Genomic DNA, 12845 nt, shown 5'->3' on the forward strand with positions numbered 1-12845 from the left:
GGCGAGACCGGGTGCTGTGGCGATTCGTTCACACCGTCAGCTTAGCGAGCGGGCTGCTGCTGGGTGATGCAGTGCACGCCGCCGCCGCGCGCGAAGATGGGGCGCGCATCCACCGGCACGATCTCGCGGCCGGGGTACGCCTCGGCGAGCACCTCGAACGCCTCGGCGTCGTTCGCGTCGTTGAAGCCGCAGGCGATGACCGCGTCGTTCGCCACGAGGTGGTTGATGTAGCTGTAGTCGACCCAGCCTTCGGCGTCGCGGAGCTCCTTCGGCGCGGGCACGCGGAGGATCTCGCGGGGCGTGTCGGTCGCGTCGAACGCCTCGGTGAGGGCCGCGATGACCTGCTTCGTCACGGCGAAGTCAGGATGTGCTTCGTCGCGCTGGTCGTGCACGAGCACGCGGCCGTCGGGCGTGTAGCTCGCGACGATGTCGACGTGGCCGCGCGTGCCGAACTCCTCGGAGTCGCGGGTGAGGCCGCGGGGGAGCCAGACGGTCGAGGTCGTGCCGAGCTTGTCGGCGAGCTCCTGCTCGACCTTCGCGGTGTTCCAGTTCGGGTTGCGGCCCGGGTCAAGCTGCACGGTGCGGGTCACCATGACCTGGCCCGCGCCGTCGACGTGGATGCCGCCGCCCTCGTTGACGAGGGGCGAGTCGACGACGCGCACGCCGGCGAGCTCGGCGACGCGGCGGCCGATGTGCTGGTCCTTGTCCCAGTTCGCCCACGACTGGGCACCCCAGCCGTTGAACACCCAGTTGACCGCGACGAGCTCGTCGCCGTCGAAGGCGAAGGTCGGGCCGATGTCGCGCATCCAAGCGTCGTTGAGCTCGGCCTCCTCGATGTGCACGCGGCTCGAGAGCGCGCGCTTCGCCGCGCCGAGCTCGGAGCTCGGCACGAGAATCGTCACGGGCTCGAAATCGACGGTGGCGTTCGCGACCGAGGCCCACGTGGCGCGGGCTTCGTCGGCATCGGCCTCGGAGCTACCAAAGAGGTAGCCGGGGCCGGGCCAGGCCATCCAGGTGCGCTCGTGGCGCTCCCATTCCGCGGGCATCTTCATCGTTGCAGGTCCTTTCGGGCGGGTACGCTCGCCAGCTTAATCGATTTAGTTGGTTGCTGCTCGGGCACGAAGCTCGACGTCGAGTTGCTGCTCGCGGGGCACGTCTGCGCCCTCGAGCAGATCGAGCAGCAGCTGGGCGCAGCGCGCCCCGAACTCGCTCGGCCGCAGGTCGATCGCGGTGACCGGCGGGTCGAGCAGGCGGTCGGACTGCGCGTCGGTGTATGACGCGAGCCGAACATCCTCGGGGATGCGCTGGCCGCGCGAGCGCAGCACGCCGGCGACGCTCGTGGCCGTGCCGTCGGGCACCGCGACGATCGCGTCGACGCCGGCGGGCAGCGCGGCGCAGGCGGCCTGAATCTCTTCGGTTTCGGGCGAGAACGACACCGGCACCTCGTGCACCTCGACCGCCGAGTCGTCGGCGAAGCGGCGGGCGGCGCGGGCGACCTCGATGCCCCAGGCGGTGTCCTCGGGCGGCAGCAGCACTCCGATCGAGGTCGAGCCCCGCTGCTCGAGGTGGCGCAGCAGCCCGGTCATCTCGCGCTCGTGGTCGACGAAGACGACGCCGTCGGGCTGTGGCTGGCCCTCGGGCACGCGCTCGCCGGTGACGACCTCGCGGCCCGCCCCGAGCACGGCGCGGGCGAGCGGGTCGGTGGTGCGCACATCCACCGTGACGATGCCGTCGACGTGCGCGAGAAACGGGCGAGGGTCGCCGTGCTGCGGCAGGATCAGGGCGGCGACGCCCCGGTCGCCGGCTGCGTTGCTCACCCCGACCGCGAAGTCGGCGTAGTACCACTGCAGTGTCGTGCCGGGCGGCAGGTAAATGCCGATCGTGTCGGTGCGGCGGCGGCGCAGGTTGCGGGCGCTCACGTTGACGACGTAGCCGAGGGCGCCCGCGGCGTCGAGCACGCTGTCGCGCGTCGCGGGGCTCACGCCCGGTAGATCGCGCAGCGCGAGCGAGGCGGCGGCGGTCGACACGCCCGCGCGGGCCGCGACGTCGCGCAGGGTGGGTCGGCTCACTTGCCGGCCTTGGGGGCGCTGAGCTGTTCGCGCACCTTCTTGCGCAGCACCTTGCCGAGCAGCGACTTCGGCAGTTCGTCGACGACGGTGTAACTGCGCGGCACCTTGAACTCGGCGAGGTGGTCGTGCGCGTACGCGCGGGTCGCCGCCTCGTCGAAGCTCGCGCCCTCCTCGAGCACGATCGCCGCGGTCACCGACTCGGCGCCCGACGAACCGCGCTGGATGCCGACGACGGCGGCCTCGGCGATGCCCGGCACCTGCACGAGCACCTGCTCGACCTCGGTCGGGGCGACGTTGTAGCCGCCCGTGATGATGAGCTCCTTCGCGCGGTCGACGACGGTGATGAAGCCGTCGGCGTCCTGCGTCACGAGGTCGCCGGTGCGCAGCCAGCGGCCGGGCAGCAGCACCTTGTCGGTCTCTTCCTGGTTGTTCCAGTAGCCCTGGAAAACCTGGGGTCCGTGCACGATGAGCTCGCCGACCTCGCCGAGCGGAACATCCTCATCGGGGTTGTCGGGGTTCACGACGCGAATCGTCGTGGAGGCGTGGGGCAGGCCGATCGTGCCGATCTTGCGGGTCGGACCGAACGGGTTCGAGAACACGATGGGGGAGGCCTCGGTAAGCCCGTAGCCCTCGTTGAGCCCGCCGCCGGCGACGGCCTCCCAGCGCTCGACCACGGCATCGGTCAGCGTCATCGCGCCACTCATCGCGTAGCGCACGTTCGAGAGGTCAAGGCGACCCTCGCGGGCGATGCGCGCGAGGCGGTCGAACATCGGCGGCACGCCGGGGTAGAACGTGGCGGGGTGCACCTTCGACGCGTCGACGATGAGGTCGGGGTCAAAAGTGGGGAAGAGGGTGACGCGCGACGCGGTCACGACGCCGTAGATCGTGCCGAGCAGGTTGCCGAACGAGTGGAACATCGGCAGGAACGCGTAGATCGTCTCCTCACCCATCGTGAACTCGGGCATCCATGCTTTGCCCTGGCGGCCGTTCGCGAGCAGGTTCGCGTGCGAGAGCTTGGCGCCCTTCGGGGTGCCGGTCGTGCCCGAGGTGTACGCGAGCATCGCGATGTCGTCGGGGCCGGGCTTCGGCACCTCGTCGCCGATCGGCACCTGGTGCAGGATCTTCTCGAACGGCACGGTGCCGGGCGCCTTGCCGGTGAGCTTGTCACGCGACTCGCGCGCCTTCTTCACCGGCAGCTTGAGCAGCAGCTGCATCTTCGTCGGCATCATCTTCGTCATGTTCACCGAGATCACCCGGCGCACGTCGACCTCGCCCGCGAGCGACTGCACGACCGGCGCGAGCTTGTCCCAGGCGATGGTGAACACGGCGCCGTGGTCCTGGTACTGCGTGCGCAGCTCGCTGCGGGTGTAGAGCGGGTTGTGCTCGACGACGGTCGCGCCGAGGCGCAGGGTCGCGTAGTAGGCGATGACGTGCTGGGGGCAGTTCGGCAGCACGATCGCGACGCGGTCGCCGCGCTTCACACCGATGCGGCGCAGGCCGTTCGCGAAGCGCACGACGTGATCGTGCAGCTGGGCGAAGGTGAGCTCGGCGCCGAAGAACTCGAGCGCGGGCCGATCGCCGAAGTTGCGGGCCCGGTCGGCCAGTTCGTCGTAGAGCGAGGTGGTGACTGGCTCAATATCGCGGGGTACCCCCGGCGCGTAGTTCTTGGTCCACACGCGATTCGCGTTGAACTCGGCAACGTTGACTGCGGCATCGCTCATATGTGCAGTTTATTGACCAGAATGGATGCATGTCTCGGAAACAGCTCGGCGCGCGCGAAGTGGGTGATGCCCACGACGACGGCAGCGCCACGATTCTGCATGTCGACATGGACGCGTTCTTCGTTTCCGTCGAGGTGCGTGACCGCCCCGAGCTGCGCGGCGAACTCGTCATTGTGGGCGGCGCCGGCGGCCGCGGCGTTGTGTCGTCGGCGAGCTATGAGGCGCGGGCGCTCGGCGTGCACGCCGCGATGCCGATGGCGCGGGCACTGCAGCTCGCGCCCGGCGCCACCGTGATTTCGGGCCACATGCACAAGTACCGCGAGGCGTCCGACGAGGTCATGGCGATCTTCCGCGAGTTCACGCCGCTCGTCGAGCCCCTGTCGATCGACGAGGCGTTTCTCGATGTGTCGGGCTCGGTGCGACTCTTCGGCTCGCCCTCGGAGATCGCCCGGCGCATCCGCCGCGAGGTGCACGCGCGCACGGGTCTTACCTGCTCGGTCGGCGTCGCATCGACGAAGTTCGTGGCGAAGCTCGCGAGCGGCAAGTGCAAGCCCGACGGGCTGCTCGTGATTCCCGAGTCCGAGACGATCCCGTTTCTGCACGCCCTGCCGGTGGGCGCCCTCTGGGGCGTCGGCGAGACGACCGAGACGAAGCTGCGGGGCCGCGGCATCCACACCGTGTTTGAGCTCGCGCACACGCCGCCCGCGGCGCTCGAGCGTATCGTCGGCAAGTCGATGGGCGCGCACCTCGCGAACCTCGCGTGGGGGCGCGACTCGCGGCCCGTCGAGGTGACGCGACGCGAGAAGTCGGTGTCGCACGAGCAGACGTTTGAAGATGACGTGACCTCGCACGCGGCCCTGTTGCGCGAGGTGCGGGCGCAGGCGGATGCGGTGGCCGCGCGCCTGCGCCGGGCCGGCCTCGCGGCGGCGACCGTCGCGGTGAAGCTGCGCTGGTCGAACTTCGAGACGGTCTCGCGGCAGGTGCGCCTCGAGCGGCCCTCCGACACGGGCCTTACGCTGTATCGCGCGGCCGGGCAGCTCTTCGACGAGCTGCATGCGGAGGGCCGACCGGTGCGGCTCATCGGAGTGCGCGCGGCCGACCTCGTCGAGGCCGGGCAGGCGACGTCGCTGCTGCTCTGGGACGAGCAACGCGACGACGAGTGGTCGGCGGCCGAGCGGGCGGCGGATGCGGCGGTTGCGAAGTTCGGCAAGGCCGCGATCCGCCCCGCGTCGCTGCTCGGCCGGGGTGAACGGCGCGACGGCGGCACGGGACTCAGCGAGCGCCCGAACCGACCGTCGACCTAGGTGGGCTTACTTGTAGTTGTAGAAGCCCTCGCCGGTGGCAATGCCGAGCTTGCCCTTGTCGATGAAGTCCTCCTTGAGGATCTTTGCGAACTTCTGCGACTCCTCGTCGCCCATGATCGACACGTTGTAGGCGGTCGTGAGGCCGATGATGTCGAAGATCTCCATCGGGCCTCGGGGTGCGCCGGTGCCGATGCGCCAGGTCTTGTCGATCGTCTCGGCGTCGGCGATGCCGTTCGCATAGAGGTAGCCGGCGGCGTTGAGCAGCGGCACGAGCAGCGTGTTGAGCACGTAGCCCGGCTGCTCCTTCTTTACCTCGATCGGCACCATGCCCTGTTCCTTCGCGAACTCGACCACGGTCTTATAGACCTCGGGGTCGGTGTCGGCGGTGCCCATGACCTCGGCGGTGTTCTGCGCCCAGATCTGGTTCGCGTAGTGGAGCGCGAGGAACTTGTTCGGGCGGCCGGTCGCATCCTTGAAGCTCGAGGGCAGCAGGGTCGACGAGTTGGTGGCGAAGATCGTCTTCTCGGGGGCGAGAGCGCCGACCTGCTCCCACGTCGAGGTCTTGATCTCGGGGCTCTCGGGCACGGCCTCGATGATGAGGTCGGCGTCGGCCACCGCTGCGGCGAGGTCGCTCGTCGCGGTGAGGCGCTCGAGCGCGGCGGCCGACTTGCCGTCCTTCGCGCCCTCAACCTCGGCGTCGTAGCGCTGGGCGAGGCCCGCGAAGCGCTCCTTCGCCGCGGCGACGGCGTCGTCGTTGATGTCCCATGCGGTGACGGTGAAGCCGGCGTAGGCGGTCTGGTACGCGATCTGCGAACCGAGCACGCCCGAGCCGAGCACGGTGACGTTCTTGATGTCAGTCATTGCTTTCCTTCTTTCCTGTGACCGTGGCGAGATAGCCCCGAACGATCAGCTCGGTTTGGCCACGGAAGTGTGTCGTGAGGTCGGCGGGGGAGCGCCCGTCACGGTCGGCGAGCTCGATCTGCAGGTGCAGCGACGCGTAGATCGCCTCGGCCGCCAGGTGCGCCCCGTCGGTCGAATCGGGTCGTTCCGCGACCTCGAGCAGGAGCTCGCCGATCGCGTCGATGAGCCGCTCGACGATGGCGACCGCCTCGGCGCAGTGCTCCTCGTGTGGGTCGCCGTCGAGCGCGGCGCGCTGGTACGCGACGAGGTTCTCGAGCTGCGTGCGGTCGTCGAAGAACGGCGCCACGAGCGCGACGATGCGGTCGGTCGGGGTGCCGTGCCCCGCAACCGAGTACTTGGCGAGCCGCGCGCTCAGCGTGGCGTTGCCGACCATGAGCATGAGCGCGGGCTTCGAGGGCGCGTAGCGAAAGAGCGTGCCGTGCGAGACGTCGGCGGCCTCGGCGATGGCGCTCGTGGTCGTCGCGGCGTAGCCGTGCTTGGCGAACAGGCGGCCCGCCTCGGCGAGAATGCGAGTGCGCTTCTCGTGCTTGTTGCGCTCGCGCCGCCCCTGCGGTGCGTCGGTCATCCGGATCACCTTCTTCACTGAGTCCGAAACCTTGACCTCAATTATTAATGAGCATACTCATTTTTAAGTGCGGGTCAAGACAGGCTCGGTCAAGGCAGCGCGAGCGCATCTCCGGCCAGCAGCAGCGTCTCGACGGTGGCGTCGGCGACGGGCTGCGTGTCACCCCATGCGATGACGACGACGGTGACCGTTTCGCCGCTCGGCAGCATGCCGCGCCACGAACCCGCGACGGCGCCCGAGAGCGAGCCGCCCTTGAACCAGAGCGAGTCGTATCCCTCGACCGGTACGCCGGGGTTCGCGCTGAGCGCCGCGTCGACCTCGGGATGCGCGGTCGCGTCCTCGGCGAGTTGGTCGTAGGCATCGACGATGTCGGCGGGCGTCGCCTGCCAGGTCGGCGCCGCCACCATCGAGACCGTGAGGTCGACGTCGCTCACCTCGACCGTGAGCGAGTCGATGCCGTCGAGGATCTCCTGCCGGCCCGCCGCATCCGCCGCCTCGTACGCCGCGAGCCGCTCGGCGTCGCCGCCGTAAAGCAGCTCGAACATCTCGGCGGTCGACGCGACGGGGCGCATCGATTCGGGCGCCGCGGTGGAGACGCGCTCGCGGCCGGCCGCCGTCATGAGCAGGTCGGTCGCGGTGTTGTCGCTGATCGAGATCATGAGCTCGGCCGCCTCGGCGACGGTCACGGTCGTGCCCGACGGCTCGTCCTGCAGTCGGCCGCTCGGGAGCGACTTGGCGTCGTCGGTCACCGTGAGCTCGTCGCCCCACGAGAGTTCGCCGGCGTCGATCGCGTCGACGACCGCGAGCAGCACCCACAGCTTGAAGATCGACCCGATCGGCCGTGCCTCGCCGTCCGTGGCGGCGACATCGTCATCGTCGACGCGCACGAACAGCTCCGTCGAAACTGGCAGGGCCGCGAGGCGTTCCTGCACCTCGTCGAGGCTCGTGGCCGCCTCGTGCTCGAGCTCGGGCAGCAGCTGCAGGCCGGTGATCGTGCCGTCGCTCGTCACCGAAAGCTGTGCCGTGAACGGCTCGCCGATCGCGCCCTCGAACACGACGCTCGCGCTGAGCTCGTCGCCGACGTAGTCGCGCAGCGCGAATGGCGCGGCGGGGCGGATGTTCGTGTTGAGCAGCGAGACGACCTCGTCGAGCGGAACCGCGGCCGTGAACTCCTCGCTGAACACGCCGTCGAGGTCGTGCGGGGTGACGTCGTCGTCACCCTCGAGCAGTTCGTGGAGCCAGCGCATCCGTTCGCCCGCGGGCGTCTCGGGCAACTCGGCCGGCTTCGTTCCGGCCGCCTCGGTGCGCGTCGGTTCGGGTTCGGATGCGCCACTCGCGCAGCCGGCGAGCAGCAGCATCGCCGTCGCGAGGGTCACTGTCAGCAGGTGTCGGATTCGCATGGGGCTCCTGTCGGCTGGCGAACGTCCAGGGTATCGGTCGCGGCACACGCGGCTTCGGTACCCTGTGCGCATGAAGCTGCTGCTGCTGTCCATGCAGGCCGGTGCCCTGTGGGGCTTCCTGCGCAACCACCTCGAGCATCCGGGCAAGGCGCGAATCGGCTTCGTGCACGACGCGATTGGGCGCGTGCCCGAGCACGACACCATGCAGGCGTGGCTCTATGAGGAGCGCCAGCGCGTCGTCGACCTCGTCGAGACGGTCGACGACCTTTTCCTCGCCGAGATGAAGCCCGACGAGGTCGCCGAGGCGCTCGACCGTATCGACGCCCTCTACGTGCGCGGCGGCAACACCTTCCTGCTGCGCGAGGCGATGCGCATCTCGGGCGCCGACAAGCTCATCATCGAGCGAGTCAAGGCCGGCCTGCCCTACATCGGCCTCAGCGCGGGCTCGATCGTCGTGGGCCCGAGCCTCGAGCCGATCGTGCCGATGGACGACCCAGACGAGGCTCCCAACCTTCCGAGCTACCGGGGCCTCGGCCTCATCGACGCGGTCATCGTCCCGCACGCCGATGGCCAGCTGCCGCCGTACCCGCCCGAGCTGATCTCGAGCATCCTCACCACCTACGGCGAGCGCTACCAGCTGCAGCCCGTCGATGACGACCAGGCCTACGTCGTCGACGACCGCGGCGAGCGCCTGATCTCCTCGGCCGAGTAGCGCTGCGCTACTCGAGCTGCGGGGCGAACACCGCGGCCGAGTGCGGCGGCAGGAACGCGTGCGTGCCGGCCACCGTGACGCGCTCGTCGGTCGCGAACACGATCTCGGGCAGTTCCTCGTACGAGGTCCACGCGATGTCGACGTCGAGTTCGAGCTCGCGCGCCGCATCCGAGAAGTTGCAGACCACCTCGAGGTCGCCGCGCCAGAACGTGAACACGCCGAGCTCGGCGTCGGCCTTCGCCGACACGTCGCGCAGCCACGGCCGCGTGAATTGCGGCCGGCTGCGGCGCAGCGCGATGAGTCGCCGGTAGACGTCGAGCAGCCACTGGCGCTCGGGGCCGTCGAGCTCCATCCACTCGAGGCGGGATGCGCGGAACGTGTCGGGATCCTGCGGGTCGGGCACCTGCGACTCGTCCCAGCCCATGCGCGAGAACTCGCTGATGCGGCCGCGGCTCACGGCCTCGGCGAGCTCGGGCTCGGGATGCGACGAGAAGTACTGGAACGGCGTCGTCGCGCCCCACTCCTCGCCCATAAACAGCATCGGCGTGAACGGCGAACACATCATCAGCGTCGCGCCCACCGCGAGCTGCCCGACGCTGAGCGTCTCGCTGAGTCGGTCGCCGCGGGCCCGGTTGCCGATCTGGTCGTGGTTCTGCGTCGACACGACGAGGCGCCACGCGTTCGTGGCGGGGCCGAGCGGCCGGCCGTGGTGACGGCGGCGGAACGTCGACATCGCGCCGTTGTGGAAGAAACCCTGCGTGAACACCTTCTCGAGCGCGCCGAGGCCGTGGCCGGGCGTGCTCGCGAAGTCCTCGTAGTAGCCGTCGGACTCGCGCGAGAGCGACACGTGCGCGGCGTGGTGGAAATCATCTGACCACTGGCCGGTGAGCGCGTAGCCGCCGGCGGCGCGCGGCGAAATGAGCCGCGGTGCATTCATGTCGGACTCCGCGATGAGCGTCAGCGGCCGGCCCAGAAACGCCGAGCGCGCCTCGACCTCGTTCGCGAGCTCCTCGAGAATGTGCGTCGCCCGGGTATCGATGAGCGCGTGCACGGCATCGAGCCGCAGGCCGTCCACATGGAAGTCGGTGACCCACATGAGCGCGTTGTCGATGATGTACTGGCGCACCTCGTCGGAGTCGAAGTCGTCGAGGTTGATCGCGTCGCCCCAGTCGGTCTGGTGGCGCGACGACACATACGGCCCGAACTTCCCGAGGTAGTTGCCCGAGGGGCCGAGGTGGTTGTAGACGACATCTTGAATCACGCCGAGGCCGCGCTCGTGGCAGGCATCGACGAAACGCTGGTAGGCACCGGGCCCGCCGTAGGGCTCGTGCACGGCATACCAGTAGACGCCGTCGTAGCCCCAGCCGACGTCGCCGTTGAAGGCGTTGACAGGCATGGGCTCGACGAAGTCGACGCCGAGGTCGACGAGGTGATCGAGTCGCTCGATCGCGGCATCGAGGGTGCCATCGGGCGTGAACGTGCCGACGTGCAACTCGTAGATCACGCTGCCCGCGAGCTGGCGGCCACGCCACTGCTCGTCCTGCCACTCGTAGGCGTCGGCGTCGAAGGTGCGCGAGGGGCCGTGCACGCCGGCCGGCTGCCGACGCGAGCGGGGGTCGGGCGTCACCGTCTCCTCGTCGTCGATGAGGTAGCCGTAGTCGACTTCACTCGGCAGCTCGGGGAGCCCCTCGGGTCGCCACCAGCCGCCGCGCTCGCGGCGCATGTCGTGAGTGTCGGACTCGATGCGCACGCGCATCCGCTGCGCCCGTGGCGCCCACACATCGAAGCGACTGTCGCGCATTACTGCTCCTCACGATCGCTGCGCGCGAGCATCGCGACGGGCCAGTGCTTGAGCAGGTGGGCGACGCCGACTTCGCCCTCATAGGTGATGCCGTCGATCTGGTCGACCCAGCGGCCCTCGGGCAGCTGCAGGCGGGTGTCGTGCCAGCCGCCGCCGCGCTCGAGGTCGATCGGCAGCCGCGTCGCGAGCACGACGACGCCACCGCGGTCGACCGCGATGAGGTGGTCGGCCGAGGCGCCGTGCGCGTGCAGCGGCCGGTACTCGGTGAAGCGGTCGGGCAGGCCCTTGCGCAGGCGCAGACCAATTACCGTGAGCAGCAGCTTCACGCTGCCGGTGAGGTCGCTCTCGTCAAACGCGGGGCGAGCGCCGCGCAGAATCGCGCTCAGCGCCGCCGTCTGCTCGAGCCACGGCACGGGCCGGCGGTTGTCGGGGTCGACGAGCGAGTGCTGCCAGAGCTCGGTGCCCTGGTAGACATCGGGCACGCCGGGGCCGAGCAGTTGCAGCGCCTTCATCGAGAGCGAGTTCGACCAGCCGGGCTGCCGCAGCTCCTCGATGAGGTTCGCGACGATTGCGCGGGCGGCCGGATGGTCGAAGGCCGCGTCGATCGCGGCGCGCAGCTCTTCCTCGTAGCCGCTGTTGATCTCGGTCCAAGTCGTGTGGTCGCCGGCCTCGCGCGCCGCCTTCTCGGCATAGGCATAGAGGCGCTCGCGGCTCGCAGGCCAGACGCCGATGATCGCCTGCCAGAGCAGATTGCCGAAGGCCGGGTTCGAGATCGGCGCGATCTCGAGCAGCTGCTCGAGCGAGTCGCGCCAGAGCTCTGGGTGCTCGCTCAGCGCATCCAGCCTGGCCCGAACATCCTCGCTGCGCTTCGTGTCGTGCGTGGTCAGCGCGGTCTGCGCGTGCGGCCAGCGATCCTGGCGCTCGGCCTGCAACTCGTGGAACCGCTCGGGCGAGTACGCGAAGACCGAGGGGTCGCCGCCGACCTCGTTGAGCGAGGTGAGCCGCGAGTACCGGTAGAACGAGCGGTCCTCGACCGCCTTCGCCATGATCATGCCGCTCGTCTGCTGAAACCGCAGCGCGCCCTCGTTGGCGGGGTCGCGCAGTTTGCCGAGCACCCGCTCGATCGCGTCGGCGAGATCGCTGCGCCAGTCGGCCGCATCCCGTGCCGCCTGCTCGAGGTGCTCGACGCCGTCGGGCAGGTAGGTGCGGTAGACGCCGAAGCACGCGGCGATCTCGCTGATCGCGTCGACGGTGCGCTCGTCGGGTTCGGCGACGCCGTCGAGGTCTCGTGCGACGCGGCGAACCTCCGCGTGCAGGGGTCCATCGGTGACGAATCGCTTGGCGCCGTGCACGAGGGTCTGCCAGTCGTCGACGTCCTCGTGCGAGAGCGACGCCGACTGCTCGTCGAGATCGTCGCGGCCCTCGTCGTCGACGAGCACGCGCTCGAACTCGCCGAGGGCGTCGTAGCCGGTGGTGCCGTCGATCGGCCACGGCTGCAGCTGATCGCCGGGCTCAAGAATCTTCTCGACCGAGATGTAGACGTTCGCGTGCTCGCGCAGGCGCTGCAGGTAGCCGCGGGGGTCGCGCAGGCCATCGACGTGATCGATGCGCAGCCCGTCGACGAGTCCTTCCCGCACCCACGAGAGGATCTCGGCGTGCGCCGCATCCCACACCTCCGGCTCCTCAACCCGCACCCCTGCGAGCTCGGTGACCGTGAAGAAGCGGCGGTAGTTGAGCGACCAGTCGCCGCGGCGCCAGTGCACGAGCGCGTAGTGCTGGGCGTCGTGCACCGTGCGCACGCCGAGCGACTCGTCGTCGGCGCTGCCGGGGGCGAGCGGATACTCGTGGTCGTAGTAGCGGAGCACGCCGGCCTCGCGATCAACCGACATGCCGTTGATGGGCGCGCCCGGTTCGGTGGGCATGTCGGCGTCGCCGATCACCGGCAGGAGTAGCTTGCCGCCGCCAGCCGGCCAGTCGATGTCAAAGAAGTGCGCGTAGCGCGAGCCCTTGCCGTGCTGCAGCACGTCCCACCACCACGGGTTCTGCCGCGGCACTGCGACGCCCACGTGGTTCGGCACGATGTCGACGAGGATGCCGAGGCCGGCCTCGTGCGCGGCCTCGGCGAGGCGTACGAGGGCTTCGCGGCCTCCGCGGGCTTCGTCGACGCGGCTCGGGTCAACGACGTCGTACCCGTGCGTTGACCCCTCGGTCGACTGCAGGATGGGGGAGAGATAGAGCCAATCCACGCCGAGATCGACAAAGTAGGGCACAAGACGGGCGGCATCGTCGAGGGTGAACTCCGAAGAAAGCTGGAGTCGGTAGGTGCTCGCCGGGGTGCGCATGCGATTCCTT

At 69.6% G+C, this 12845-nt stretch carries 10 protein-coding genes; 2 read left to right on the forward strand and 8 right to left on the reverse strand.

What is annotated here, in order from left to right:
- Positions 1-41: 41 nt before the first annotated feature.
- The 3 genes from M3M28_RS02940 to M3M28_RS02950 are packed head-to-tail and all read right to left on the reverse strand — an operon-like array spanning position 42 to position 3790.
- Complete coding sequence (locus M3M28_RS02940) at positions 42-1052, reverse strand: agmatine deiminase family protein (protein ID WP_249387359.1); 1011 nt, start codon at positions 1050-1052, stop codon at positions 42-44.
- A gap of 45 nt (positions 1053-1097) precedes the next feature.
- A complete protein-coding gene (locus M3M28_RS02945) occupies positions 1098-2069 on the reverse strand; it encodes a LacI family DNA-binding transcriptional regulator (RefSeq protein ID WP_249387360.1) in 972 nt (323 codons plus the stop codon).
- The gene (locus M3M28_RS02950) at positions 2066-3790 is read right to left on the reverse strand and encodes an AMP-binding protein (protein ID WP_249387361.1); all 1725 of its coding nucleotides are present in this window, start codon (positions 3788-3790) and stop codon (positions 2066-2068) included. The genes M3M28_RS02945 and M3M28_RS02950 overlap by 4 nt, the downstream gene beginning before the upstream one ends.
- A 29-nt stretch (positions 3791-3819) precedes the next feature.
- Between M3M28_RS02950 and dinB the strand changes: the two genes are divergently transcribed.
- On the forward strand, positions 3820-5094 hold the full coding sequence (dinB, locus tag M3M28_RS02955; protein WP_249387362.1) for a DNA polymerase IV: 1275 nt from the start codon (positions 3820-3822) through the stop codon (positions 5092-5094).
- A 6-nt stretch (positions 5095-5100) separates the two neighbouring features.
- On the opposite strand, the gene M3M28_RS02960 is transcribed toward dinB, so the two are convergent.
- The 3 genes from M3M28_RS02960 to M3M28_RS02970 all read right to left on the reverse strand — a co-directional run bounded on the left by M3M28_RS02960 (position 5101) and on the right by M3M28_RS02970 (position 7980).
- Positions 5101-5955, reverse strand: coding sequence for a 3-hydroxyacyl-CoA dehydrogenase (locus tag M3M28_RS02960; RefSeq protein WP_249387363.1), 855 nt, complete (start codon positions 5953-5955; stop codon positions 5101-5103).
- On the reverse strand, positions 5948-6580 hold the full coding sequence (locus M3M28_RS02965) for a TetR/AcrR family transcriptional regulator (RefSeq protein ID WP_249387364.1): 633 nt from the start codon (positions 6578-6580) through the stop codon (positions 5948-5950). The genes M3M28_RS02960 and M3M28_RS02965 overlap by 8 nt, the downstream gene beginning before the upstream one ends.
- Positions 6581-6669: 89 nt before the next feature.
- Positions 6670-7980, reverse strand: coding sequence for a Cpe/LpqF family protein (locus M3M28_RS02970; protein ID WP_249387365.1), 1311 nt, complete (start codon positions 7978-7980; stop codon positions 6670-6672).
- Between the two features lie 70 nt (positions 7981-8050).
- On the opposite strand from M3M28_RS02970, the gene M3M28_RS02975 reads away from it, so the two are divergent.
- On the forward strand, positions 8051-8692 hold the full coding sequence (locus M3M28_RS02975; protein ID WP_249387366.1) for a Type 1 glutamine amidotransferase-like domain-containing protein: 642 nt from the start codon (positions 8051-8053) through the stop codon (positions 8690-8692).
- A gap of 7 nt (positions 8693-8699) precedes the next feature.
- Here the strand turns inward: M3M28_RS02975 and treZ are convergent, their stop codons facing one another.
- Positions 8700-10493, reverse strand: coding sequence for a malto-oligosyltrehalose trehalohydrolase (treZ, locus tag M3M28_RS02980; RefSeq protein WP_249387367.1), 1794 nt, complete (start codon positions 10491-10493; stop codon positions 8700-8702).
- Positions 10493-12835, reverse strand: coding sequence for a malto-oligosyltrehalose synthase (gene treY / locus M3M28_RS02985; RefSeq protein ID WP_249387368.1), 2343 nt, complete (start codon positions 12833-12835; stop codon positions 10493-10495). Before treY ends, treZ begins: the two co-directional genes overlap by 1 nt.
- Between the last annotated feature and the right edge of the window lie 10 nt (positions 12836-12845).

The sequence above is a fragment of the Gulosibacter sediminis genome, from assembly GCF_023370115.1.
In the GTDB taxonomy this organism is placed as follows: Bacteria; Actinomycetota; Actinomycetes; order Actinomycetales; family Microbacteriaceae; genus Gulosibacter; species Gulosibacter sediminis_A.

What these genes read in the sequence shown, in the direction of transcription:
- M3M28_RS02940 (WP_249387359.1), bottom strand. Translation starts at nt 1,052, where the DNA reads ATGAAGATGCCCGCGGAATGGGAGCGCCACGAGCGCACCTGGATGGCC.
- M3M28_RS02950 (WP_249387361.1), bottom strand. Translation starts at nt 3,790, where the DNA reads ATGAGCGATGCCGCAGTCAACGTTGCCGAGTTCAACGCGAATCGCGTG.
- dinB (WP_249387362.1), top strand. Translation starts at nt 3,820, where the DNA reads ATGTCTCGGAAACAGCTCGGCGCGCGCGAAGTGGGTGATGCCCACGAC.
- M3M28_RS02960 (WP_249387363.1), bottom strand. Translation starts at nt 5,955, where the DNA reads ATGACTGACATCAAGAACGTCACCGTGCTCGGCTCGGGCGTGCTCGGT.
- M3M28_RS02965 (WP_249387364.1), bottom strand. Translation starts at nt 6,580, where the DNA reads ATGACCGACGCACCGCAGGGGCGGCGCGAGCGCAACAAGCACGAGAAG.
- M3M28_RS02970 (WP_249387365.1), bottom strand. Translation starts at nt 7,980, where the DNA reads ATGCGAATCCGACACCTGCTGACAGTGACCCTCGCGACGGCGATGCTG.
- M3M28_RS02975 (WP_249387366.1), top strand. Translation starts at nt 8,051, where the DNA reads ATGAAGCTGCTGCTGCTGTCCATGCAGGCCGGTGCCCTGTGGGGCTTC.
- treZ (WP_249387367.1), bottom strand. Translation starts at nt 10,493, where the DNA reads ATGCGCGACAGTCGCTTCGATGTGTGGGCGCCACGGGCGCAGCGGATG.
- treY (WP_249387368.1), bottom strand. Translation starts at nt 12,835, where the DNA reads ATGCGCACCCCGGCGAGCACCTACCGACTCCAGCTTTCTTCGGAGTTC.